Raw genomic sequence first — 24,529 nt, 5'->3', positions numbered from 1 at the left:
CCCGCCTCAGGCCGAGTCGCTGACGCGATTGGTGCGCGCCATCGAGGCTGCGCCGGAATTGCTGGAGCATGGCAAGGATGTGGCGGCGGTGCTGGCCACCCTGAAGGCCGAGTTCGCCACACTGGAAGATTTCGAGCGCGAGTTCCCGTCGCTGTGCTTTGCGCTGGCCACGGGCGTGGGCAAGACGCGGCTGATGGGGGCCTTCATCGCCTACCTGCATCTGGCGCACGGCATCAACAACTTCTTCGTGCTCGCGCCGAATCTCACGATCTACAACAAGCTGATCACGGACTTCACGCGCAACACGCCGAAGTATGTATTCAAGGGCATCGCCGAATTCGCACAGCAAACGCCGCTGATCATCACCGGCGACAACTATGACCAGACGGGAAGCGCAGTTGGCGAGCAACTGCAGGGCTATGTCGATGAACTGGTACGCATCAACATTTTCAACATCTCCAAGATCAACTCCGAGGTGCGTGGCGGCAAGGAGCCACGCATCAAGCGGATGAAAGAGGTGCTGGGGGACAGCTACTTCAATTATCTGGCGAGCCTGCCTGACCTCGTACTGCTGATGGACGAATCGCACCGCTACCGTGCTCAAGCCGGTATGCGTTCCATCAACGAGCTCAAGCCGCTGTTCGGGCTGGAGCTGACGGCGACGCCCTTCGTCGAGTCCAGCCGTGGGCCGATACCGTTCAGAAATGTGGTGATGGACTATCCACTGGCGCGGGCGATGGAGGATGGCTTCGTCAAGGAGCCGGCCGTGGTCACCCAGCGCAACTTCGACGCCAGGGCGCACACGCCGGAGGAAATTGAAAAGACCAAACTGGAAGACGGTGTGCGTCTGCACGAAACCACCAAAGTCGAACTGCTCACCTACGCCCGCGCAAACGGGGTGCAGGTGGTCAAACCCTTCATGCTGGTGATTGCGCGCGATACCACGCACGCCGCGCAGCTCAAGTTGCTGATTGAGTCCGAGGCTTTCTACGAGGGGCGCTACCAGGGCAAGGTGATTCAGGTCGATTCCAGCCGCACCGGTGCGGAAGAAGAGGTGATGGTCACGCGCCTTCTGGCCGTGGAGAGCGTGGACGAGCCGACCGAGATCGTGATTCACGTCAACATGCTCAAGGAGGGTTGGGACGTGACCAACCTCTACACCATCGTTCCTCTGCGCGCCGCTAACGCACGTACGCTGATCGAACAAAGCATTGGACGGGGTCTGCGCCTGCCCTACGGCAAACGCACCGGCGTGGCGGCGGTGGATCGCCTCAGCATCGTTGCCCACGACAAGTTTCAGGAGATCATCGACGAGGCTAATCGTGGCGATTCGCCAATCCGGCTGCAGCAGGTCATCCTCGACGCGCCGAGCGCGGACGACAAGAAAGTGAGCGTGCAGGTCGGCTCCGGTGCGGCATCCCGCCTCGGACTGACGGATGCCACGCCTGCGCTCGATCCGGCGTCGGCAGCCGCCAATGGCGGCGCTGTCACGCCAACACCAGCCCCGGTCTTCACCACCGAAGCCGAGAAGCAGGCGGCGCGCATGGTGATGGACGTCATCGGCAAGTACGAGGTCAAGCCAGATCGGGTGCCAACCAGTGGCGCGCTGCTCAATCCAGACGTTCAAAAGGAAATTCTGGCAGAGGTGACGGAGCGCCTGAAGCCATTGCAGGGCAATCTGCTGGCGGGTGCGGACGATGCGACACCGGTACTCGATCTGTCATTCGTCGTGGCGAAGACCACGGAGATGATGGTGCAGCAGACCATCGACATCCCGCGCATCGCCGTAGTGCCCAAGGGTGAGGTCACAACCGGCTTTCGCTCGTTCTCACTGGACGTGAGCCAGCTTCGCCTGCAACCGGGCGAGCGCGAGATCGTCGGCCAGATGCTGCGCACCAATGAGCAGTTCACGCTGGCGGCGGAAATCGGCCTGAAGGAGCAACGGCCGGAGGACTACATCGTCCACGCGCTGGTGGACTTTGACGACATTGACTACTTCACCCACGCCGACCTGCTCTACGACTTCGCGGGCCAGATGGTGCAGCACCTGCGGAGCTACCTCTCGGAATCCGAGGCGGTCAGCGTGCTGAATCGGGATCGCCGCCTGATCGCGCGGGAAATCCACGCGCAGATGATGGCGCACTTCTGGGAGAAGGCAACCAATTATGAGGTGCAGATCAGTCGCGGTTTCACGGAGCTCAAGCCCTGCAACTACACGACCACGGCAGGCCAAGCCCCGCGCCATTTCCGCGAAACGGTGGTGGACTTGAGTCGCATCAAACAGATGCTATTCGGTGGGTTTAACAAGTGCTTGTACCCGCTGCAGAAGTTCGACTCGGACACGGAGCGCCGCTTCGCCGTCATTTTGGAGCGCGACGCGTTGAAGTGGTTCAAGCCAGCCAAAGGGCAGTTCCAGATTTACTACAAACTCGGCATTGAGCAGCCAGAGTACATTCCTGATTTCGTGGTAGAAACCGATGCGATGATCGTCATGGCCGAGACCAAGAAGCGGGACGACCTGAAAACCGACGAGGTGCAGGCCAAGGCAGCGGCGGCCGTGCGCTGGTGTGAGTACGCGACCGAGCACGCCGCAACTGTCGGCGGCAAACCATGGAAATATCTGCTTGTACCACACAATGAAGTTAACGAGTCGCGGCAGCTTAGCGATTTTTTGCGGTTTGAACTGAAGGATTGACACAGCGTCGTGGATATTGCAAAAACCACCCCCAGGCGCGGATAATCAGCGGATGCAAAACGAATTTGATGTCATTGTCGTCGGTGGAGGTCATGCTGGCACCGAGGCTGCCGCTGCCGCAGCCCGTTTGGGCGTGCGCACTCTGCTCCTGACCCAGAATCTCGATACCATTGGGCAGATGTCCTGTAATCCGGCCATTGGCGGTATTGGCAAAGGGCATCTGGTCAAGGAAATTGACGCCCTGGGGGGCATCATGGCCCTCGCCATTGATCAGGCGGGCATCCAGTTTCGGACCCTGAACGCCAGCAAAGGGCCAGCGGTGCGGGCGACCCGCGCCCAGGCCGACCGGAGTTTGTATAAACGCGCAGTGCGTCGTCTTCTGGAAAACATTCCCAATTTGCAATTGTTTCAGGGCATGGCCGGCGATTTGTTAATGGAAAATGATCGGCTGGCCGGTGTGCGGACGGAAACTGGCCTGGAGCTGCGTGCGGGTCAGGTGATTTTGACCACCGGGACCTTTCTCGGTGGGCGCGTGCACATGGGTGATCAGAATTATGCCGCCGGACGGGCAGGTGATCCGCCGTCCAATGCCCTGTCCCTGCGCCTGCGGGAAATGGCTTTTCCGGTTGCCCGTCTAAAAACCGGTACGCCGCCCCGCATTGATGGACGCAGCATCGACTATAGCGTGCTTGAAGCCCAGCCCGGTGATACTCCGCTGCCCGCCTTTTCCTTCATGACCCGGCAGGTAAATGTGCCTCAGCGCGCTTGCCATATCACTCATACCAATGCCCGCACCCATGAAATCATTGCCGCCAATTTGCACCAGTCGGCCATGTATGGCGGGCATATTCAGTCCGTAGGGCCGCGCTATTGTCCTTCCATTGAGGACAAGGTGGTGCGCTTTGCCGAAAAAACCTCGCACCAGATATTTCTCGAACCTGAAGGACTGGATACGCACGAAGTTTATCCCAACGGCATTTCCACCAGTCTGCCTTTTCCCGTGCAGGTGGATTTGGTGCGGAGCATGCGCGGTCTGGAAAATGCCGTTTTGCTGCGTCCCGGTTATGCCATTGAATACGATTTTCTCGATCCGCGTGATCTGCACGCCAGCCTCGAAAGCCAGCGTCTGCCCGGACTTTTTTGTGCCGGTCAGATTAATGGTACCACCGGCTATGAAGAAGCCGCCGCGCAGGGCCTGCTGGCGGGCCTTAATGCCGCACGTCGGGCGCGGTCAGAGGCTGCCTGGGTGCCGGGACGTCACGAAGCATATTTGGGCGTGATGGTGGACGACCTGGTTACCCGGGGGCTGGATGAACCTTATCGGATGTTTACCAGCCGCGCCGAATATCGCCTGCAATTGCGTGAAGATAATGCGGATATGCGCCTGACCCCGCAGGGACACGAACTGGGGTTGGTGGATGATGCGCGCTGGGCAGCCTTCAGCCGCAAGCAGGATGATCTGGAAGCCGAGCGCGCGCGTTTCCAGAATTTGCGCATTCGTCCCGAAGACGCAGCAGCGGAGCGGGTTGCCGCGCATGTGGGCCAGGCCCTGAATCGGGACGTGACAGCGCTGGAGTTGTTGCGTCGTCCGGATTGGGATTACGCTAACCTGACGACGGCTCTGGACATTCCGGTTTGTACAGACCCACGCGTCAGCGAACAGTTGGAAATTGAATGCAAATATTCGGGTTACATTGCCAGGCAGCAGGACGAAATTGAGCGCGCCGTCCGCTGGGAGGGCATGACCATTCCCGAGGACATGGATTATGCCTCAGTACGCGGGTTATCCACGGAAGTCAGGCAACGCCTGAGTCGCCAGCGTCCGCAAACCATTGGTCTGGCCAGCCGCATTCCGGGCGTCACCCCGGCAGCCGTATCGCTGTTGTTGATTCACGTGAAACGCCGCAGCTTGCTGCAGGCAGGCTGATGCCGCCCGCTTCTGCCCTGCCAGAACAACTGGCCGAGGCCCTCGACACCGGGCTTGCGGCCATGCAACTGGATTCCGTTCATCCCGATCAGCGCCAGTTGCTGATTCAGTATGTGCTACTCCTCCAGCGTTGGAACACTACCCACAATCTGACCGCCGTGCGCGACCCGCTCGAAATGATTTCCCGTCATCTGCTGGATAGTCTTGCCGTGCTGCCTTTTCTGGGTGCCGGGCGGGTGGCAGATATTGGCAGTGGTGCGGGTTTGCCGGGAATCCCCTTGGCCATTTGCCGACCCGATCAGGCATTTACGCTGGTGGAGCCCGCCAGCAAGCGCGTGGCTTTTTTACGCAGTGTGCTGGCCGAGCTCGGCCAGCGCCATGTTCAGGTGGTCCCCACCACCAGCGAAAACTACCAGCCCGAAAATTTGCCAGATATTATCATCAGCCGTGCCACCGCCCCCCTTGCGCGCCTGGATGCAATGACCATACATCTGCAGGGATCGCAGCGTAGCGTATTGGCCCTGAAGGGGTCTGGTGTTGAAGAAGAGCTGGCCGATTGGCCGCGTGCGACTTCGCTGGAGCTGCGTTGTCATGACTTGCAAGTGCCGGGTTCGCCGCTGCGCAAGCTCTTGATTTGGACGAATCCTGTGCGGATGCCCTAGCCCCCCGCGAGCTGACAGGGTATTCTTGCCCGATTGTAGACTACTCCGGGAAATCACCCCAAAACATGCGCATCGTTGCTGTTGCTAATCAGAAAGGTGGTGTAGGAAAAACCACGACGGCCGTCAATCTGGCTGCTGGACTTGTCCAGACGGGCAAGCGGGTGCTGCTGGTTGATCTGGACCCACAAGCCAATGCCAGCACCGGGTTGGGTCAGGTGGGTAATGCGGCAGGCAGCATATATCACGTGTTGCTGGGGGAATTACCGCTTTGCGCTGTGCTGCACGAAGTATCCCCTGCCGGACTTTTTCTCGCTCCCTCCAGCCCCGATTTGGCCGGGGCCGAGGTGGAAATCTACCCGCGCGCAGATCGTGAGCAGCATCTGAAAAGAGCTTTGGCCGAGGCGTCGGACTTTGATTATGCCCTCATTGATTGCCCGCCAGCCCTGAATATGCTGACCATCAATGCCCTGGTAGCGGCAAACCGTGTGCTGATTCCCATGCAATGTGAATATTATGCCCTGGAAGGCCTCACGCAGTTGCTGAATACCGTCCGGCGGGTGCGCGCCCAGCTGAACCCCAATCTGGAAGTGGATGGGCTATTGCGGACCATGTTCGACAACCGCAACCGTCTTTCCTCGGAGGTCGGTCAGGAGTTGGAGCGGCATTTTCCGGATAAGCTCTATCAAACGGTTATCCCCCGCAATATTCGCCTTGCCGAAGCGCCCAGCTTTGGCCGCGCGGCCCTGGAATACGATCCTTCCTGCGCGGGTTCCCTGGCCTATCAGGGTTTGGCCAAAGAATTCCTGCAACGGGAGGGGATAAAATGAAGCGAGTGGGTTTGGGTCGAGGTCTTGATGCACTGTTTGCCAATGAAGATTCGGGCACCGGGTCCATGCGGGAAATCCCGGTCGATCTGCTCCAGCGTGGCCGTTATCAACCGCGCGGAATGATTGCGGAGTCTTCCTTGCAGGAATTGGCGGAGTCCATACGCCATCAGGGGGTAGTGCAACCCATTGTGGTGCGCGCCGTGGGGGGCGGTCGCTATGAAATCATTGCTGGCGAGCGCCGCTGGCGTGCCGCACAACTCGCGGGTTTAACCCAAATTCCTGCGGTAGTCCGCGATTGTGGTGATGAGCAGGCTCTGGCCATCGGTATCATCGAAAATATACAGCGTCAGGATCTGAATCCGCTCGAAGAAGCTCAGGCCCTGCAGCGCTTGCTGGATGAGTTTGGCCTCAGCCACGAAGCACTGGCCGGAACGCTGGGTCGTTCGCGGGCGGCCATCAGTAACCAGTTACGGCTCTTGCGTCTTTGCCCCGCGTTGCATCGGCATGTGGAAAGTGGTGCCCTAAGTGCCGGGCATGCCCGCGCGTTGTTAACCCTCAGTGACGAACGGCAACAGGTTCTGGCAGAAAAAGTGGTCCAGGAAAACCTGAGCGTCCGCGCCACCGAAAAGCTGGCTCAAAAAGACCTGAATCCGCCAGCACCCCTCCCGCAACCAGACCCCAACACAGCCGCACTGCTAGCGCTGATTCAATCCAGCCTGGGGCTTGGCGTGGACTTGCGTTTCCGTGGCCAGGCGGGTGAATTGCGCATTCGCTGGGAAAGCCCGGAGCAAGAGGCCATGCTCCTGAAACGTCTGGGCGTATCGCTCAATGACGACGAAAGCTGATGGATCACTCTTGACGCTGGGCACCTGCGTGTTTAGACTCCGCCTGTATTTGAGTTTTGCCCATTGAAAGAGCAAGAAAAACAAATGGGCATGGTGCACTTCTCGTCCTACGTGGGGCGAGTCACTGCGACGGTATTGACGTTAGCCCTGTTTCTGGCTGCCTTGCTGGCATGGCGCTGGGGACGACAAGAAGCCTACGCACTGCTATTTGCGGCATTTTTGAGCGTAATCAACATGCTCATCCTGGGTGGTCGCCTGATCGCGCTCCCCGCTTCTACGCATCTTGCCGCACGGCGGTTGGGTGGGGCGGTGTTGCAGCGCTGGATCATCACCATTCTGGGTCTCATCTTGGCAATTTTCTGGCTGCATCTGCCTGTTATCGGGCTGGTTGCCGGGTTTTTGCTGGCCCATTTCGTATTTTTGGCATTTCTGATGCGGGAACGTATCAGGCAAAGGAGTTAAGTGTGGCTTCAGGCGATATCGCCCATCATCTCGTCAACTGGACCATTGGTTCCGGTTTCTGGACGTTTGATCTGGACACCATTGTCATGGGCTGGATCATGGCTGCCATTCTGGTCATTACCGGCATGGTAGTCGGCGCAAAATTGCAAACCAGCACCCCCAGCGGCATGCAGAACTGGCTGGAAGGCGTCGTCGATTTTATTGATGATCTGGTTCAGGGCAGTTTCCCGGTCAAGGACCCCTTGATTGCACCCATGGCCATCACGGTATTTTTGTGGATCCTGCTGATGAACAGTATGGATGTCATTCCTGCCTATTTGCCCAGCATTATTGCGCACTGGTTTGGTATTCAGGAATTTCGGGTAACCCCTACCGTAAACCTCAACACCACCTTGGGCGTTTCCATCACGGTATTTTTGGTGATGATTGCTACCAATTTGCGGGTGAAAGGTTTCAGCTACTTTAAGACCTACCTGACCCATCCCTTCGGTATTTGGCTGGCACCGATGAACATCATCATGTCCCTGATTGAAGAAATCACCAAGCCGTTAAGCCTCGGCCTGCGACTGTTCGGCAATATGTTTGCGGGCGAACTGGTATTTTTGCTCCTGGCCATGTTGCCCTGGTGGGGTGAGCTGGTAATGGGTACGGTCTGGTCCCTATTTGAAAGTTTGATCATTATCTTGCAGGCATTTATTTTCACCGTGTTGACCGTGGTTTACCTCGGCATGGCGAATATGCAGGATCATTAATACAGTTTTTATATTTCACTTTTGCGACACTTGTAAGGAGTTATCATGGACGCACACACCATTATCGTAGCTGCTACAGCCATTGCTGTGGGTATTATTTTTGGCGCCGCTGGACTGGGTTCCGCCATTGGCTGGGGTCTGATTACCTCCAAGACCATTGAAGGCATTACCCGTCAACCCGAAATGCGTCCCCAGTTGTTGGTAAATACCTTCATTTTTGCCGGCTTGATGGAATCTTTCCCCTTCATCATTCTGGCTTTCGGTTTCTGGTTCCTCTTCGCCAACCCGTTCCTGGGCTGATGCGGGCCCGGTTGATCCGGCCCTCTTGCAAGTGAGGTAGTCATGAATCCAGTAGGTATCAATGGAACACTGATCATACAGCTGATCACCTTCGTCATTTTGGTGGCGTTGTTGTACAAGTATATGTATGGTCCTCTGCGTAAGGTAATGGACGCCCGCCGCGCGAAAATCGCTGATGGTTTGGCCGCTGCTGAACGTGGTAAGGAAGAAATGGCCCTGGCCCAAAAACGCGCTGCAGAAATGCTGCGGGAGGCCAAGGACAAGGCGGCAGAAATTATTGCCAACGCCGAGCGTCGTGGTGTAGAGCTGCGCGAAGAAGCTCAGGTCAAGGCCCGCGAGGAAGCAGACCGGATTATTGCCGGAGCCCGTGCGGAAATCGATGTGGAAACCAACCGGGCCCGTGAAGTGCTGCGTGGTCAGGTAGTAGAGCTGGTGGTCGACGGCACCCAGCGTATTTTGCATCGTGAAATTGATCAGAACGCCCATCGCGACATCATCGACCGTATGGTCGGTCAACTGTGAGGATCTGAAATGGCAGATCTGATCACGGTGGCGCGACCCTACGCCGAGGCGCTATACGGGCTGGCTAAAGAGTCAGGTCAGCAACAGGCTTGGGCAGACGCTTTGCGAGTGCTCACAGCCATGGTTGCAGACGACCAGGCCCAAGCATTTTTGAGTGACCCCGAACGCCCGGAAGCGGATAAGGTGGCTTTACTCGCCGCCGCTCCCGTCACGCTGGAGCAGTCGGGCTGGCAGGCCTTTCTGACGCTGCTGGTGCACAACGATCGCTGGGCAGCAGCAACACAAATTGCGGTGCTCTTTGATGAAGCCATGCGCCATGACGAAGGCATTATCGACGTTCTGGTAACCAGTGCGGTGACTATGGACGCGCAGCAGAAAAGCTCGGTTCAGGCGGCGCTGGAACAGCGTTTCAGCGGTCGCAAAGTCGCCTTTCGTGAGTCGGTAGATGCTTCGCTGATTGGCGGTCTCGTAATTCATACGGGTGATCTCACCATAGATGCTTCCGTGCGTGGACAAGTGCAGCAACTTGCCCGAACCCTTCGCAGCTAAAGTCTTGAGGAACAAAGTATGCAACAACTGAATCCATCGGAAATCAGTGACCTGATCCGCGCACGCATCGCTGGCTTTGAAGGCCGTGTCGAGACGCGCTCCCAGGGCACTATCATCAGCCTGAGCGACGGTATCCTGCGCATTCACGGTCTGGAAGACGTCATGTACGGCGAAATGCTCGAACTCCCCGGCGGGCGCTTCGCGCTGGCCATGAATCTGGAGCAGGATAATGTCGGTGCCGTGGTGCTGGGAGAATTCTCTGGTCTTGAAGAAGGTGGCATTGTTAAATGCACCGGCAAGGTCATGCAGATTCCTATCGGCAAGGAATTGCTGGGTCGTGTGGTCAATGCCCTGGGGCAGCCCATTGACGGCAAAGGCCCGGTAGATGCCAAGGAATTTGACGTTCTCGAAAAAATCGCACCCGGCGTGGTGGATCGTCAAAGTGTGGACGAGCCCATGCAGACCGGCGTCAAATCCATTGATGCCATGGTACCGGTGGGACGCGGACAGCGCGAACTGATCATTGGTGACCGCCAGACCGGCAAGACGGCTGTGGCAGTGGATGCCATCATTAACCAGAAAGGCAAGGGTGTTTACTGCATTTACGTTGCGGTGGGGCAGAAGGCTTCAACCGTAGCCGGGGTGGTCCGTAAACTGGAAGAATACGGCGCTATGGAATACACCACGGTCATCGCCGCCAACGCTTCCGAATCAGCGGCCATGCAGTATCTGGCGCCTTATTCCGGCTGCACGATGGGTGAGTATTTCCGCGATCGCGGCATGGACGCATTGATTGTGTATGACGATCTGACCAAGCAGGCCTGGGCTTACCGGCAGATTTCCCTGTTGCTGCGCCGTCCTCCGGGTCGCGAGGCGTATCCGGGCGATGTGTTCTACCTGCACTCCCGTTTGCTGGAGCGCGCTGCACGCGTCAACGCTGATTTTGTAGAAAAATTCACCAATGGCGAAGTGAAGGGTAAGACCGGTTCCTTGACCGCGTTGCCCATCATTGAAACGCAGGCCGGTGACGTTTCTGCTTTCGTGCCGACCAACGTGATTTCCATCACCGACGGTCAGATTTATCTGGAAACCGATTTGTTCAACTCCGGTATCCGCCCCGCCATTAACGCCGGCTTGTCCGTATCGCGTGTCGGTGGTGCTGCCCAGACCAAGATCATCAAGAAGCTGGGCGGTGGTATTCGTCTGGATCTGGCGCAGTATCGTGAACTGGCGGCTTTCGCCCAGTTTGCTTCTGATCTGGATGAAATTACCCGCAAACAAATTGAACGGGGTAAGCGGGTTACTGAACTGCTGAAACAGGATCAGTTCTCACCTATGTCGGTCGCAGAACAGGCTGTGGCCCTGTTTGCCGCCAGCAGCGGTGCACTGGATGACGTGGAAGTAGCCAAGGTGCGGCCTTTTGAGAAGGCCTTGCTGGCTTATCTGCACAGCAATAATAAGGACTTGATGGCTGGGCTCGAAGAGAAAAAAGAGCTTACCGATGACTTCAAAAAGCAGCTCGACGCAGCAGTCAAGCAGTTCAAGTCCAGTTCGACGTACTAGGAGAGCAGCATGGCCAATGCCAAGGAAATTCGCGGTCAGATCAAGAGCGTAAAAAATACGCGCAAGATCACCCGCGCCATGGAAATGGTGGCTGCAAGCAAGATGCGGCGCGCGCAAGAACGGATGCGCGCTGCCCGGCCCTATGCGGAGAAAATTCGTGAGGTACTGGGCCATCTGGCGCTGGCACACCCGGAGTATGAACATCCCTTGATGCAGGTTCGGCCTATTAAAAGGGCCGGATTTCTGGTTGTTACCACGGATCGTGGGCTCTGTGGCGCGTTGAATGTCAATGTGCTGCGGCAGGTTGTGCATAAAATGCACGACCTGCATGAACAGGGCGTCAGTTCTGATCTCGCGGTTATGGGTAACAAGGGGCTCGGTTTTTTGCGTCGTCATGGCGCGCATCTGGTCGCTGAACTGAACGGACTGGGAGACAAGCCTAATCTTGCGGACATGATCGGACCGATCAAAGCCATGGCCGATGCTTACGCCAAGGGTGAGGTCGATGTGGTTTATATGGTCTCTTCCCGCTTCGTCAATACCATGCTGCAACGCGCCACTCTGGAGCAATTGTTGCCGGTGGCCAAGCCGGAACTGCCTACCGAAAAACCGGCGGAGATGTGGGATTACATTTATGAGCCGGAGGCTCGCCCGGTTCTCGACAAACTGATGCATCGCTATGTGGAGTCTGTCGTTTATCAGGCGGTCATTGAGCATCTGGCCTGCGAACAAAGCGCGCGTATGGTGGCCATGAAAAATGCCTCGGACAACGCCAAACGGATGGTGGGCGATCTGCAGTTGGCTTACAACAAGGCCCGTCAGGCAGCCATTACACAGGAAATCGCCGAAATCAGCGCCGGAGCGGCGGCGGTTTGACGATTAAGCACAGCATTTTTGGATTTTTTGAGGGTTAAATCATGAGCGAAGCGGTAGCTAAAGATAATGCCGTCGGCCACATTGTCCAGGTGATCGGACCGGTGATCGATGTCGCCTTTCCTCGCGGGCAGGTCCCGGAGATCATGGAAGCCGTGATCATCACGGAAAAAAATCTCACCATTGAAATTCAGGCGCAGTTGGGCGATGGCGTGGCACGCGGTATTGCCATGGGACCCAGCGAAGGCCTGAAGCGTGGACTGGCGGTTACCCGTACGGGTGCCCCCATCAGCGTCCCCGTTGGTCATGGCACTTTGGGGCGGATCATGGACGTCCTGGGCGATCCTGTCGATGGTAAGGGTCCGGTACAGACGGAAGAACGCAAGGCCATCCACCGTCCCGCCCCCAATTTTGATGAACTGGCAGCCAGCACGGAAGTGCTGGAAACCGGCATCAAGGTTATCGATCTGGTATGCCCTTTCGCCAAGGGCGGTAAGGTCGGTCTCTTTGGTGGTGCCGGGGTTGGTAAAACCGTGCTCATGATGGAATTGATCCGGAATATCGCCATTGAGCATACCGGTTATTCCGTGTTTGCCGGCGTGGGTGAAAGAACCCGCGAAGGGAATGACTTCTATCACGAAATGACCGACTCTGGCGTGCTTGACAAGGTAGCCCTGTGCTATGGCCAGATGAATGAGCCGCCCGGCAACCGTTTGCGCGTCGGCCTGACCGGTTTGACCATGGCGGAACATTTCCGTGATGAAGGCCGCGATATTCTGATGTTCATTGACAATATCTTCCGTTACACCCTGGCGGGTACGGAAGTATCCGCGCTGCTCGGGCGTATGCCTTCGGCAGTGGGTTATCAGCCAACGCTGGCTGAAGAAATGGGCAAGTTGCAAGAACGCATTACCTCTACCAAGGTGGGTTCCATCACTTCGGTACAGGCGGTTTATGTGCCTGCCGACGATCTCACCGATCCGTCCCCGGCCACGACCTTTGCCCACTTGGACGCGACGGTGGTGTTGTCCCGCCAGATTGCCGAACTGGGTATTTACCCCGCTCTGGATCCTCTGGACTCCTTCAGTCGTCAGCTGGACCCAGCCATTGTCGGTCAGGAACACTATGACGTGGCACGTTCCTGCCAGAAGACCCTGCAGCGCTACAAGGAACTGCAAGACATCATCGCCATTCTGGGTATGGATGAACTTTCTGAAGATGACAAGTTGCTGGTTTCGCGCGCTCGTAAAATTCAGCGCTTCCTGTCCCAGCCCTTCTTCGTGGCGGAAGTATTTACGGGTAGCCCCGGTACCTATGCTTCACTGAAAGATACCATTCGTGGGTTCAAGGCTATTGTTGCCGGTGAATATGATCATCTGCCGGAACAGGCTTTTTACATGGTAGGTACTATTGATGAAGCGATTGCCAAGGCGCAAAAGCTGCAACAGGGATAAGGTATGGCCATGACCATTGATGTGCGGGTCGTCAGTGCTGAAGGGAGTATTTACGAAGGGATTGCCACGATGGTGGTGGCCCCCGGTGAAATGGGTGAGTTGGGTATTTTGCCTCGCCACGCTCCCTTGCTGACCGGATTACGTCCCGGCGAGTTACGGATCATTAACGGTGAACACACCGAATATTTGTTCGTAAACGGCGGCATGCTCGAAATCCAGCCAGACGTGGTAACGGTTCTGGCGGATTCGGCAGAACGGGCTACGGATATTGACGAAGCCAAGGCGCTTGCCGCCAAACAGGCTGCTGAGGCGCGTCTGGCCAGTAATCTGGATCAGATGGATTATGCGGCAGCTCAGGGTGAACTATTGGCTCAGATTGCCCGTTTGAAAGCAGTTCAGCGCTTGCGCGAGCAAGGCCTGCTGCGCTAGTTTCGAAAGCAGCGATGCTCCTGTCTTTGGGCAGGTTTCATAAACCCCGGTCGCTCATGGTGACTGGGGTTTGTGCGTTTTGAGGAAGAAAACATGGATCAGGTGATTACCGATATTGTCGTGTTGGCGGCCGGTCAGGGTACCCGCATGCGTTCTGCCCAGCCCAAGGTGTTGCAGGCTTTGGGAGGCAAGCCTTTACTGGAGCATGTTCTGGATACGGCGCAGAGTTTGCAGCCGCGACACTTGCATGTGGTGATTGGCAATGGCGCTGAACTGGTACAAAAACATTTCCGCAACTGGCCGCTGCAGTGGTGGCATCAGCAGGCGCAACGTGGCACCGGCGATGCGCTGAAAGCGGCTTTACCTGGTCTGCAGGCTGCCGACCGGGTGCTGGTACTGTACGGTGATGTTCCCTTGCTCACTGCCGATACCTTGCGCGCATTTTTGGCAAAAACTCCGCAAAACGCTCTAGGACTGAGTACCGCTATTTTTGAACAAGCGCAGGGTTACGGTCGCATTGTCCGCGACGCCCAAGGCCAGGTGCAGGCCATTCGCGAACAAAAAGACTGCAGCACTACAGAGCATACTATCCAGGAAGTGAATCTGGGCATGATGATATTGCCGGTGGCTTCGCTGCAGCATTGGTTATCCGATTTGTCGGCCAATAATGCTCAAGGTGAGTTGTATTTGACGGATGTGGTTGCAGCAGCCCGGAGCAGCCATCTCGAGGTTTGGCCTTTTACTTTTAGCGATGCCAGCGAAGCCCTGGGCGTCAATGACCCGGTTCAGCTTGCAACGCTGGAGAGAATTTACCAGCGTCGGCAGGTGCGTCATTTGCAGGTTCAGGGGCTGCGCCTGGCGGATCCGGAGCGTGTGGATATTCGCGGTACTCTGGAATGCGGTCAGGATTGCTGGATGGATCCCAATGTTCTGTGTATCGGCAAGGTGCGTCTGGGGGATCGGGTGCGCGTCGGAATGGGCGTGGTTCTTAAGGATGTGGAAATTGGAGACGATGTCGAAATTCTGCCCTACAGTGTGCTCGAAGGTGCCCGTATAGGCGCGAGTGCACGGATCGGCCCGTTCGCCAGAGTGCGTCCGGGCAGTGATATTGGCGTGGCGGCACATATTGGTAATTATGTGGAAGTGAAAGCCTCGACCATTGGCAATGGTTCCAAAGCTAATCATCTGACCTATATTGGTGACTCGGAAATCGGTTCTGGGGTTAATGTGGGTGCCGGCAGCATCACCTGCAATTATGATGGGGTAAATAAGCACAAGACCGTGATCGGTAATGATGTGTTTGTCGGTTCCGCGACGCAGTTGATTGCGCCAGTCAGTGTGGGTGACGGCGCCACTATTGGTGCCGGAAGCACTATCACCAAGAATGTGCCTGCCGGTGGCTTGACCCTCAGCCGCAGTCCCCAGCGTTCCATTCCGGATTGGCAACGCCCGCAGCGGAAGATCAAGAAAACCTGACGGCAGCAGGTCTGTTCCTGGCGAAAGGGGCGGGCTGGCGCATGGTTTAAGGCAGCACAGCGGGTAAAAAAGAAAATCAACCAGCCGGTGGCTGATGTCAGGATAAATTCAGTACGGGCAGCAAGGCCCTCGTCTTCGGGAGACATAGTTTATGTGCGGTATTGTCGGTGGTGTCAGTAAGACGGATTTGGTGCCCATGATTCTTGAAGGTTTACGGCGCCTGGAATATCGCGGCTACGATTCGGCGGGCTTGGCGATGCTCCAGCAGGTTCCAGGACAGCAGCCAAGCCTGGAGCGCGTGCGGAGCGTGGGCCGGGTGGCGGAATTGACAGCGGCAACCAGCGAGCGGGATTTGCAAGGCATGCTGGGTATTGGTCACACCCGTTGGGCGACGCATGGGGGGGTGGCAGAATGTAATGCCCATCCCATGTTGTCTCATGAACAAATTGCGGTTGTGCACAACGGTATTATCGAAAATTTTCATGCCCTGCGTGCCCGTCTGGAACAGTCAGGTTATGTATTTACTTCCGAAACGGATACAGAAGTCATTGCCCATCTGGTCCATTTCTATCGACAGACGGCGCCTGATTTGTTGACAGCGGTACGGCAAACCGTGGCGGAATTGCGCGGCGCTTATGCCATTGCTGTTTTGTCGCTTGCAGACCCGGACCGGCTTTGTGTGGCGCGGATGGGTTGCCCCCTGTTGCTGGGGATTGCGGATGAAGGCCATTATTTCGCTTCGGACGTGGCCGCCCTGTTACCTGTGACCCGCCGCGTGCTGTATCTGGAGGACGGTGACGTAGCCTTGTTGGAGCGGGACAAGCTGACGATTACCGATCAGGCGGGTCAGCCTCAGAAACGTGAAGAACATTGGAGCGAATTGAGTGCCGCCGCTGTCGATTTGGGACCGTACCGGCATTTTATGCAAAAAGAAATCCACGAGCAGCCCCGGGCCTTGGCGGATACCCTGGAAGGGGCGTTGAACAGTCAGTTGAATCTGGGCGATTTGTGGGGAGCGCAGGCAGAAGCCATTTTCAAGGATGTGAACAGTGTCCTGTTTCTGGCGTCTGGCACCAGTCATTACGCGACCCTGGTGGGACGGCAATGGCTGGAGAGCATTGCGGGGATTCCCGCTCAGGCAGAGCTCGGCCATGAATACCGCTACCGCGACTCCATTCCCAACCCGCGCCAGCTCATTGTGACCCTATCCCAGTCGGGTGAAACGCTGGATACGTTTGAGGCCCTGAAACGGGCCAAGGAGCTGGGCCACGGCTATACCCTGTCCATTTGCAATGTGGCTGAAAGCGCCATCCCCAGAGCCTCGGCACTGCGATTTCTGACCCGTGCCGGCCCGGAAATCGGGGTGGCTTCCACCAAGGCTTTTACGACCCAACTGGTCGCTTTGTATTTACTGGCGATTTCTCTGGCCAAGGCGCAGGGCAAACTGGATGCAGATACCCAGGCCACCCATCTGGAGGCTCTCCGCCAGCTACCCGGCAGTGTCCAGCATGCCCTGAATCTGGAACCACAAATTCAGAGTTGGGCAGCGCGTTTTGCGGGTAAGGAGCATGCGCTTTTTCTGGGTCGTGGACTGCATTATCCCATCGCCCTGGAAGGTGCCCTCAAGCTCAAGGAAATCTCCTACATTCACGCCGAAGCCTATCCTGCAGGGGAGCTCAAACATGGCCCACTGGCTTTGGTGGACAGTAATATGCCCGTCGTGGTCATTGCCCCCAATGACCGTTTGCTGGAAAAAGTCGCTGCAAATATGCAGGAAGTTCATGCCCGAGGGGGCGAGTTGTATGTGTTCGCTGATGCCGACAGTCACTTCAGCGCCAGCGCGGGTATTCACGTCATGCGCCTGCCCCGTCACACCGGTCTGCTTTCACCGGTGGTACACGTCATTCCAGTGCAGCTTCTGGCCTATCATGCCGCACTGGTAAAAGGCACCGATGTGGACCGCCCCCGTAATCTGGCCAAGGCAGTTACCGTGGAGTGATGTGGTAGGTGTTTTTATGGATGCTGTTGTTCGCGGGTAATATAGTTTGCTCTTGGGTAATAAAGTTTACTCCTGAACCTTGCGGGTCTTAAAAGGAAAGCGTAACTTGAAGCCTGGGCTGGGATTTCTTGGGGAAACTCCATGGCTAGGCGCCGTTATGTAATTGACGAACCTCGTATTGCTCTGCTTGAAAAGGACGGACGCGGTAAGGGTGTCGGAGCAGCGTATAAACCTTGGCTTACAGTTCAAGATGTACCATCAATGGGGCGGAGTACGCGTCTTCGCGGTATTCATACTGGACGCACACACCATCTCCTCTCCGATATTGAACGCAGCCTTTTCTATTTACTGGATTGGGAAGATTCGGTCACTGATATCCGTGAACAGTTTCCCTTAGACCGATCATTGACCGCACAAATTGCCGAATCGTGCGGCATTCCACACCCTCGCTTTCCAGGGGTGTCAACGGCGATGGTCATGACTACGGATTTCCTTGTTGATGTCTGGAAAGATGGCAGGCAAATTCAAATGGCTTATGCCGTGAAGTCCGGTAAGGATCTGGATCATTCCCGAACTATAGACAAGTTAGAAATTGAAAGAATTTACTGGGAAAACAAAGGGGTGGGTTGGTGCATTGTGACACCATCAGTCCTCCCGTCGCAGCTTATCCGAAATATCGAATGGATTCATAGTTTCTATCAACTGAACGACCTTTTTGAAACTCACTCAGGGTTATACCAGGACAGCGCCAGAAGAATGTTGGCCCAAATCGGCAAATCACCCTGGATGTTACTTCACCAGTTCTGTGAAGACATGGATACTCGCTTTGGTTTACGGAGCGGCGATAATTTGATGTTGTTTCGCCATCTTCTTGCCTGCAAGGCGATCCTTTGTGACATGAATACGCTGAAACTGAATGACCAACTCACGATGGGGAATTTCCGTTTGGCACTTTCTGAGCATCAAGAGACACAGGCATGACCTTTCTAAATCTCAACCAACTGATTAAATTCGTTGAGGACGGGCATGTGGAGCGCATTTTATGGCTCGACGCTGAAGGTCCCGGTTATGTCTGTATCGATATACATGCCTCGAATGCTAATCCTTTCTATCGGCGCCATGAAGATATAACTCGTCTGATTGAACAGTACAGTGTCCTGCAATGTACTGAGGATCCTTTTTTCCTTACGGTGAATGAAGATCAACTTTCCACCAGCCAACGGAACAAGCGCTCCGAGCGCTATGCCCGTATTGTCCCATTGCTTAATCAGCAACCGGATGTGTTTGATCTTCGCAAGCGTGGGCAAATGATTGCCCAAACTGTCTTGGCCAATGGGGAAAGCCGACACAGCTTGTTACGTTTGCTACGACGTTACTGGCAGCGAGGTATGACACCGAATGCAATGCTCCCTGACTATGCCAACTCCGGGGCCTCAGGTCGCGAGCGGGTTGCTACAGGAAAGCGTCGCGGACGGCCGCCTAAGAACAATGAGTTTTCCGTCAACGTTACTTCAGAAATGCGCAGCATTTTCAAAGCGGCGGTAACCAAATTTTATGGCATGCATCCAGTTTTTGAGCTGACTGAATGTTACTACGCCATGTTGCGAACCTACTTTTCTGATCCTGTGGTTGACCCTGATATTGGGCGGCAGGAATGGGTGTTACGTCCGGACGCCCCCAGTTGGTGGCAATTTCGGTACTGGTATCATAAAGATAATGATATTTTTGATCTTAAACGACGCAGAGTCTCCTCTCGTATTTACGACAAGGACATGCCCTTGAGGAAGATCATACTCGCGTGAAATCCATCGCGGGATGGGAATACATAATTAACTCTATTTCTACTGCAAATTAGAATTAATTGCGTGTACCGACTACGCCGTTTTTTCGAACCGCTCGAACCACATCTGCGCCTGGAGTCAGCCTTTTCAACCTTGTTGCGTCAGGGTTATGTCAGCCGCAATCCACTGAACACCGATTACATCCACAGGCTTCAGGATGGGCATGAGCGCATACTAGCCCGTAATCTTGAAGCAGGTCGTCATTATGTTCGGAGTACAGCAGAAGGTTTCGCGCTGATCGGCACTTCAGGAGCAGGGAAAAGCACAGGGATAAACCGAATACTGAGTTATTATCCACAAGTTATCGAGCATCAGGAACCCTTCAGTCTACAGCAAGTCGTCTGGCTCAAGCTCGACTGTCCTCACCAGGGTTCACCGAAGCAGCTCTGCATCCATTTTTTCCAGGAGCTTGATATGATCCTGGGCACCCGCACTTTTGCCCAATTTGGCAGAAGCCGCACTCTGTTGATTTGATGATGGCACAAATGGCACAAATGGCACAAATGGCACAAATGGCACAACTGGCACAACTGGCACAACTGGCACAACTGGCACAACTGGCTAATCGGCATGCACTCGGCGCGTTGGTTATTGACGAGATTCAGCACTTGATTCTGGCTAAAGGTGTAGGGCAGGATGCGGTGTTAAATTTCCTGGTTACTTTAATCAATACGATTGGCATTCCGATCGTTATGATCGGGACAATGGGTGCATTACCGCTTTTTCAGGGGAGTTTTAGACAAGCCCGCCGTGCGAATGGTTTGGGTTGTGCAGTATGGGAGCGCATGCAGCCTGGTCCTGCGTGGGATCATTTTGTTGATGTGTTGTGGAAGTACCAATGGACACGACAAGAAACGCCTCTCACCGATGAAATCCGTCATGTCCTTTATGAGGAAAGCCAGGGCGTCATTGACCTGTTAATCAAATTGTTCATGCTGGCACAGTTTAAATTGATGGAGCAGAGTTCTTTTCGAGATACACCGGAGATTTTGGATGCACAGTTATTGAAAGAGACGGCCGCTCAGCATTTTAAAATGGTTGAACCAATGATGCGGGCATTAAAAGCTAAGAATCAGCATGAGATCAGTAGATACGACGATCTGAGGCCACTGGAAAATCATGTTTCCCAGATTTTTCAGGAGGCATTATTGCAAACAAACTCAATCTCTACATTTGTACCCACTTTGGAGGAGAATTTAGAACCCAGTGATCAATCAGATGCGTTGATCAGTGCACTTATTATGGCAGGCTTGGCGGAAGATATTGCCACCTTGATGTCTACCAAAGTACGAAATTTATACCCCAATGCCTCCGTTATGGATCTTGTCGGCCATGTCTCCGAGTTACTCAGGGATCATAAGCCTGATGATAAAAAGAAGCGAAAATCGAAGTCGCGAAAAACCACATCCATTCAGGACAAGGCATGTCTTCTTTCCGATATCGTCCTGAAAGGTCAAGAAGCTGGGCAAAGCGCTGAGGAAGCCCTAATAGCTACTGGCATTGTAAGAGTGCCAAAATTTGGTTTGTAATGATGCTTGCCTATTTGCCATCCTTCTATCCAAGTGAATTGCTTTACAGCATTTTAGCTCGCACCTATCGGCATGGAGGATGGTGCAGCTCAAAACAGGGCATGATGGAATTTTTTGGGAGCCACAAAACGCGAGCAGGAGCCTTTTTGCAAACGGATTTGAATCGGTTTGCAAAGTGTTTACCGCCCAATCGGCATCTGACATCCGTGCAGTTAGCCCATAATACAACTCTACTGCCCTATCTTACGGCTTTTCAACCGGCGGAGGTTCGTGACTGGTCATTGGCAGTCGTATGTGGGGACAATGGGAAGGCCGACGCGGTCTATACGAAGCTTGGCCTCGCCGCTAGCCGCGTGCATTTGCCATCTGTGCTACGTTATTGTCCAATTTGCCGCACTGAGATGCTGGAAAAATTGGGTGAGCTATATTGGGTTCGCGATCATCAGCTTCCCGGGGTGCTGGTTTGCCACATCCATGCTGTAGCTCTCGCAGATAGCCATGTTATTTTGGCTAAAACAGGGCAGCATGAATTCATAGCAGCAGATGAAGACAATTGCCCCGCTCACCCATCAACGCCTATTTGGCAAGAGCAGAAAGCAATCGTAGGGCTGCTGCAACAAATTGCATTAGACAGCGCTCACATTCTCTCCGGCCCCCCCAAGCCGCAACCCCTTCAGGATTGGGGCCAACAATATCGGCTTTCCCTGCAAACACGGGGTTTTGGTCGAGGCACATCTCAAATTGATCAGCCTGCCATACAGGATGCTTACTTAGCGCGCTTCCACCAGGTTATGGAAATACTTCAGGAAGCTGTTCCTGATGGATGGCTTGAGTCAATCACACGCAAGCACCGTAAAAGTTTTGCAGCGTTACACCATATCCTTTTACAGCTGTTGATAGACGCTTACCCGCGCAATTCGGATGTTAAGCCATTTGGTGCTGGACCCTGGCTGTGCCGCAACCCATTGGCCAATCATTTTGGTCAATCTGTGGTTTCTGATTGTCACTTGCATGATGACCATAGGAAAACGATAGGGGTATTTCGTTGTAATTGTGGCTATACCTACAGCGTGGTTGTAGATGCTGGCAGTAGAATCAGGGTGCTTGATCGAGGTCCATTGTTTGAGCATCGACTGCGGGAATTGACCAGGACGCCTACCAGTCTACGCAAGTTGGCCAAAGAGCTATGCGTGGACGCAAATACCGTGCTCCATTACATCACCAAGTTTGGGCTGGAGACTCCCTGGAAGTCGCGTCCTATGCGCATGAAATCGCCACCTATTGATCGCATCGCTATGCGGGATACTTGGCAGAATGCCCATTCTGCCTGTCCAGATCTGACCCGTCAGGCATTGCGTAGACTGATTCCTGCAGTATATGCATGGCTCTATCGCCATGATCGGGATTGGTTGAAAGTTCAAGGTCCTGCCCCTGTCCGTTTGACCCCGTGTTGTTTTCGTATTGATTGGGCGCGTCTGGACGCGGCAACTGCGGAGATTCTGCAGCGAGAAGCCCAAAGATTGAAACTCCAGATTCCTCCCATTGCCGTGACTCGCGCCGCACTGGAGCGCGCTTTAGGGCGACGGGGCTGGCTGGAGAAACGTCTGGATAAGCTACCGATTTGTGCTGATTTGTTACAAAATTTAGTGGAGAGTAGGGAGGACTTTCAGTGTCGTCGTATAGATTGGGCTTCTGACCAGCTATGTTTCCAGGGGTTACCGATCAGAGTATGGAGGCTCCGTCGCTTGGCAGGGTTGCCACCCCGTGGAATGGCAAGGGTTGAAATATCCCTTTTGCGGGCCGAGGAACGGGCGGCATTATGAAAATTGCTTCTCTATCTAATATTCAGGAGATCTGACACTCCGCTGGCTCAACGGGATAGTGAAAAAATCAAATGGGGCGATGTGCGTTAATGCATTATTCCACACGGATAATGGGGAAAGTGTTAGCCATCTCCTTCCCTTTGGAATGTTGCCATTTTTGATGCCCGGCTTGGTTGTCTCTCGGGGAAATGTTCTGACTACGCGCCAACTAGGGAAAAAATATAAAGTCGTCATTCCTGACCTGTCTCATTATCTGGTTGTCCCGTTTCCCGAGGCTGTCAGTCGCACTCATTATGATTTGGGTGGACACTTGGGAGGCGACCATCGTGTCCTGCGCTATTCTGCCAAAGGCCACACTATTCTGATCCCAGCAATGGAGATGATCCGTTTTTTGTTTTTACACGGGAAAGTCATGGCCAATGCTATTCTCCAGCCTATGGGGCTGATGGATCTTGCAATTACGCCCTTACCGGGGATTTACTCCGAGATCTTTATGGAATTCCAGATGACGATGCCGCATGCCTTTATGCGTCCAGAACTCGTGCAAGAATTTGCTTGGGCAGCCGTTCATCCGGATGGACGAAAATCCTGGGATAGCGTGTTATCCCTCAGCCAGGGGCAGCGTAGCCTGATGTTCGAGCCACCGCCCGTTCATCACTGCGCTATTGAATTTCGTGCTGTGTTTCAAAACAATACCTGGTTGGTCCTGGAAATTGTTGCCATGTCGGGCAGGCTTCTGCCAGCGCAGAGGATCTCCTGGTCACATCCTTCTGTACGTGCCCGTGAAAACAGTTCTGGGGTGACCGATGATGAAGATGAGAGTGGTAGCGAAGATACCGGTAAAAATCGACCAGTGCATGTCATCGACCGAATTATTGATGATCAGGTACAGAGTCAGGACGATGTGAATCAGGCGGTTGTGTTTTTGGGGGGTAAGCGAGGGGAGTTTGAGAATCCTGCCCAAGTGGTTAAAGTTCGAAAGCCCCCTCGACCAGGAGGCATATCTACTTCTGCTTCGGATCATGAAAATCGGTTCCGCAATGCGCGCTCCGATGCAGGACAAATAGTTGATCCAGACCTACCGCCAAAGATTAGCGTTAAGCAAGTCAGCATGGGGGAAAGTGAGGGCACGAAAGGATTGCCGCCGCTTGAAGTATCTGTATTGGAGCCGTTTGAAGAAGGTGATGCCAGCAACTTTAAACTCCTAATCAAAATACTTCGATTGGTAGAGCAATCAAAACCGGATTTGACTCTATCCATTGCCCAGGTTCCCCTGAAAACCGGCTTTCATGTGATAGCCCCCCAAAGACGTCGCTCTTGTCTTGTGGCGGTCTTCACTTCCACTGAGCGATTACCAAGAGTACTGCTTGATGTTGATCATTTAAATTTGTCAGGAGGGCTGTCAGGGCTAATATTGTGTTATAACCGTTCGATTGTTCTTGCAGACGTGGAACGGCACGTCAAAATTCTCCTTGATCGACTGGTTGAAAATTCTCATCATTGGGATAAGAGTGCAGAGCGTGAAATTTCTAACGATGCCACAGTTATGCGATTTCCAAAACTCGCGAGGGATCTGGAAAACCAAGATGACGACAAGTATGTACGGAAATGGTCGAAAAAATTGGAGTCCATGCTATGGATCGGTTGCTAAATGCTGACGGAATTTCCGATTCACGGAGCTACCTGTATTGTTGGCGCGTTATTATTCACTTATCACATTGCTTCTGTGCAATCTCGTTGATGGCTTTCAGGCCCTGGATCGCCTCCATCCCACCTTGTCCTTAAATGATGCTCCGTACACTTTCCGCTTTACTGCGCTCATCGTCTCCTCCTGACTAGACAACAAGCTTAAACTGCTGTCTCAAATCTGGGGTTTATGGTGGACCCATGAGTCAAGACAAAAAGAGCGAGAGTTTAAGCTAGTCTGGTTTCTAACATTGCAGCAGAATGGCGCTGCCCCAAATTGTCCCTGAGTAATGGTTATGCTGCAACCTTCGGATA

Annotated in this window: 22 protein-coding genes; all 22 read left to right on the top strand. The window is 54.5% G+C overall.

The annotated features are described in order from the left end of the window. On the top strand, positions 1-2,695 hold a 2,695-nt coding region (locus tag HJG40_RS04990; protein WP_215863162.1), incomplete at its 5' end, for a DEAD/DEAH box helicase family protein. Positions 2,696-2,747: 52 nt separating this feature from the next. Continuing rightward, on the top strand, positions 2,748-4,622 hold the full coding sequence (mnmG, locus tag HJG40_RS04985) for a tRNA uridine-5-carboxymethylaminomethyl(34) synthesis enzyme MnmG (protein WP_215863161.1): 1,875 nt from the start codon (positions 2,748-2,750) through the stop codon (positions 4,620-4,622). Continuing rightward, positions 4,622-5,284: a 16S rRNA (guanine(527)-N(7))-methyltransferase RsmG gene (gene rsmG / locus HJG40_RS04980; RefSeq protein ID WP_215863160.1), complete on the top strand. Its 663-nt coding sequence runs from the start codon at positions 4,622-4,624 to the stop codon at positions 5,282-5,284. The genes mnmG and rsmG overlap by 1 nt, the downstream gene beginning before the upstream one ends. Before the next feature lie 65 nt (positions 5,285-5,349). After that, positions 5,350-6,111, top strand: a complete 762-nt coding sequence (locus tag HJG40_RS04975) for a ParA family protein (RefSeq protein ID WP_215863159.1) — start codon at positions 5,350-5,352, stop codon at positions 6,109-6,111. Beyond that, positions 6,108-6,956, top strand: a complete 849-nt coding sequence (locus tag HJG40_RS04970) for a ParB/RepB/Spo0J family partition protein (protein ID WP_215863158.1) — start codon at positions 6,108-6,110, stop codon at positions 6,954-6,956. The genes HJG40_RS04975 and HJG40_RS04970 overlap by 4 nt, the downstream gene beginning before the upstream one ends. Positions 6,957-7,019: 63 nt before the next feature. Further along, a complete protein-coding gene (locus HJG40_RS04965; protein ID WP_226857190.1) occupies positions 7,020-7,418 on the top strand; it encodes a hypothetical protein in 399 nt (132 codons plus the stop codon). Positions 7,419-7,420: 2 nt separating this feature from the next. Beyond that, positions 7,421-8,170, top strand: a complete 750-nt coding sequence (gene atpB, locus HJG40_RS04960; RefSeq protein WP_215863157.1) for a F0F1 ATP synthase subunit A — start codon at positions 7,421-7,423, stop codon at positions 8,168-8,170. 45 nt (positions 8,171-8,215) lie between these two features. Next, positions 8,216-8,470 (top strand): F0F1 ATP synthase subunit C, encoded by a 255-nt coding sequence (atpE, locus tag HJG40_RS04955; RefSeq protein WP_009561114.1) that lies wholly within the window; start codon positions 8,216-8,218, stop codon positions 8,468-8,470. 42 nt (positions 8,471-8,512) lie between these two features. Continuing rightward, a complete protein-coding gene (gene atpF / locus HJG40_RS04950) occupies positions 8,513-8,992 on the top strand; it encodes a F0F1 ATP synthase subunit B (protein WP_193650292.1) in 480 nt (159 codons plus the stop codon). Between the two features lie 9 nt (positions 8,993-9,001). Continuing rightward, complete coding sequence (locus HJG40_RS04945) at positions 9,002-9,541, top strand: F0F1 ATP synthase subunit delta (RefSeq protein WP_215863156.1); 540 nt, start codon at positions 9,002-9,004, stop codon at positions 9,539-9,541. Between the two features lie 18 nt (positions 9,542-9,559). Next, a complete protein-coding gene (gene atpA / locus HJG40_RS04940; protein ID WP_215863155.1) occupies positions 9,560-11,104 on the top strand; it encodes a F0F1 ATP synthase subunit alpha in 1,545 nt (514 codons plus the stop codon). A gap of 9 nt (positions 11,105-11,113) precedes the next feature. After that, on the top strand, positions 11,114-11,980 hold the full coding sequence (gene atpG / locus HJG40_RS04935; protein WP_215863154.1) for a F0F1 ATP synthase subunit gamma: 867 nt from the start codon (positions 11,114-11,116) through the stop codon (positions 11,978-11,980). Positions 11,981-12,021: 41 nt separating this feature from the next. Continuing rightward, positions 12,022-13,431: a F0F1 ATP synthase subunit beta gene (gene atpD / locus HJG40_RS04930; protein WP_215863153.1), complete on the top strand. Its 1,410-nt coding sequence runs from the start codon at positions 12,022-12,024 to the stop codon at positions 13,429-13,431. 3 nt (positions 13,432-13,434) lie between these two features. After that, complete coding sequence (locus HJG40_RS04925) at positions 13,435-13,860, top strand: F0F1 ATP synthase subunit epsilon (RefSeq protein WP_215863152.1); 426 nt, start codon at positions 13,435-13,437, stop codon at positions 13,858-13,860. 102 nt (positions 13,861-13,962) lie between these two features. After that, positions 13,963-15,336 carry a bifunctional UDP-N-acetylglucosamine diphosphorylase/glucosamine-1-phosphate N-acetyltransferase GlmU gene (gene glmU, locus HJG40_RS04920; RefSeq protein WP_215863163.1) on the top strand — a complete coding sequence of 458 codons (1,374 nt, stop codon included), beginning with the start codon at positions 13,963-13,965 and terminating at the stop codon, positions 15,334-15,336. Between the two features lie 151 nt (positions 15,337-15,487). After that, positions 15,488-17,335 carry a glutamine--fructose-6-phosphate transaminase (isomerizing) gene (glmS, locus tag HJG40_RS04915; RefSeq protein ID WP_215863151.1) on the top strand — a complete coding sequence of 616 codons (1,848 nt, stop codon included), beginning with the start codon at positions 15,488-15,490 and terminating at the stop codon, positions 17,333-17,335. 141 nt (positions 17,336-17,476) lie between these two features. Continuing rightward, the gene (locus HJG40_RS04910) at positions 17,477-18,316 is read left to right on the top strand and encodes a TnsA endonuclease N-terminal domain-containing protein (RefSeq protein ID WP_215863150.1); all 840 of its coding nucleotides are present in this window, start codon (positions 17,477-17,479) and stop codon (positions 18,314-18,316) included. Further along, complete coding sequence (locus HJG40_RS04905; protein ID WP_215863149.1) at positions 18,313-19,137, top strand: hypothetical protein; 825 nt, start codon at positions 18,313-18,315, stop codon at positions 19,135-19,137. Before HJG40_RS04910 ends, HJG40_RS04905 begins: the two co-directional genes overlap by 4 nt. Before the next feature lie 63 nt (positions 19,138-19,200). After that, complete coding sequence (locus HJG40_RS15205) at positions 19,201-19,650, top strand: AAA family ATPase (RefSeq protein ID WP_215863148.1); 450 nt, start codon at positions 19,201-19,203, stop codon at positions 19,648-19,650. Between the two features lie 11 nt (positions 19,651-19,661). Further along, positions 19,662-20,705, top strand: a complete 1,044-nt coding sequence (locus HJG40_RS04895) for an AAA family ATPase (RefSeq protein ID WP_215863147.1) — start codon at positions 19,662-19,664, stop codon at positions 20,703-20,705. Continuing rightward, the gene (locus HJG40_RS04890) at positions 20,705-22,528 is read left to right on the top strand and encodes a TnsD family Tn7-like transposition protein (RefSeq protein WP_215863146.1); all 1,824 of its coding nucleotides are present in this window, start codon (positions 20,705-20,707) and stop codon (positions 22,526-22,528) included. The genes HJG40_RS04895 and HJG40_RS04890 overlap by 1 nt, the downstream gene beginning before the upstream one ends. A 58-nt stretch (positions 22,529-22,586) precedes the next feature. Then, positions 22,587-24,179 (top strand): hypothetical protein, encoded by a 1,593-nt coding sequence (locus tag HJG40_RS04885; RefSeq protein ID WP_215863145.1) that lies wholly within the window; start codon positions 22,587-22,589, stop codon positions 24,177-24,179. Positions 24,180-24,529 lie beyond the last annotated feature (350 nt).

The organism is Acidithiobacillus concretivorus (genome assembly GCF_018853445.1).
Lineage (GTDB): Bacteria > Pseudomonadota > Gammaproteobacteria > Acidithiobacillales > Acidithiobacillaceae > Acidithiobacillus > Acidithiobacillus concretivorus.
Note: the sequence above shows the minus strand (reverse complement) of the source record. Positions and strands in the feature narration are given on the sequence as shown.

Excerpts from the sequence above, each read along its gene's own strand:
- mnmG (WP_215863161.1), top strand. The coding sequence starts at position 2,748 with ATGCAAAACGAATTTGATGTCATTGTCGTCGGTGGAGGTCATGCTGGC.
- rsmG (WP_215863160.1), top strand. The coding sequence starts at position 4,622 with ATGCCGCCCGCTTCTGCCCTGCCAGAACAACTGGCCGAGGCCCTCGAC.
- HJG40_RS04975 (WP_215863159.1), top strand. The coding sequence starts at position 5,350 with ATGCGCATCGTTGCTGTTGCTAATCAGAAAGGTGGTGTAGGAAAAACC.
- HJG40_RS04970 (WP_215863158.1), top strand. The coding sequence starts at position 6,108 with ATGAAGCGAGTGGGTTTGGGTCGAGGTCTTGATGCACTGTTTGCCAAT.
- atpE (WP_009561114.1), top strand. The coding sequence starts at position 8,216 with ATGGACGCACACACCATTATCGTAGCTGCTACAGCCATTGCTGTGGGT.
- atpF (WP_193650292.1), top strand. The coding sequence starts at position 8,513 with ATGAATCCAGTAGGTATCAATGGAACACTGATCATACAGCTGATCACC.
- HJG40_RS04945 (WP_215863156.1), top strand. The coding sequence starts at position 9,002 with ATGGCAGATCTGATCACGGTGGCGCGACCCTACGCCGAGGCGCTATAC.
- atpA (WP_215863155.1), top strand. The coding sequence starts at position 9,560 with ATGCAACAACTGAATCCATCGGAAATCAGTGACCTGATCCGCGCACGC.
- atpG (WP_215863154.1), top strand. The coding sequence starts at position 11,114 with ATGGCCAATGCCAAGGAAATTCGCGGTCAGATCAAGAGCGTAAAAAAT.
- atpD (WP_215863153.1), top strand. The coding sequence starts at position 12,022 with ATGAGCGAAGCGGTAGCTAAAGATAATGCCGTCGGCCACATTGTCCAG.
- HJG40_RS04925 (WP_215863152.1), top strand. The coding sequence starts at position 13,435 with ATGGCCATGACCATTGATGTGCGGGTCGTCAGTGCTGAAGGGAGTATT.
- glmS (WP_215863151.1), top strand. The coding sequence starts at position 15,488 with ATGTGCGGTATTGTCGGTGGTGTCAGTAAGACGGATTTGGTGCCCATG.
- HJG40_RS04910 (WP_215863150.1), top strand. The coding sequence starts at position 17,477 with ATGGCTAGGCGCCGTTATGTAATTGACGAACCTCGTATTGCTCTGCTT.
- HJG40_RS04905 (WP_215863149.1), top strand. The coding sequence starts at position 18,313 with ATGACCTTTCTAAATCTCAACCAACTGATTAAATTCGTTGAGGACGGG.
- HJG40_RS04895 (WP_215863147.1), top strand. The coding sequence starts at position 19,662 with ATGGCACAAATGGCACAAATGGCACAAATGGCACAACTGGCACAACTG.
- HJG40_RS04890 (WP_215863146.1), top strand. The coding sequence starts at position 20,705 with ATGATGCTTGCCTATTTGCCATCCTTCTATCCAAGTGAATTGCTTTAC.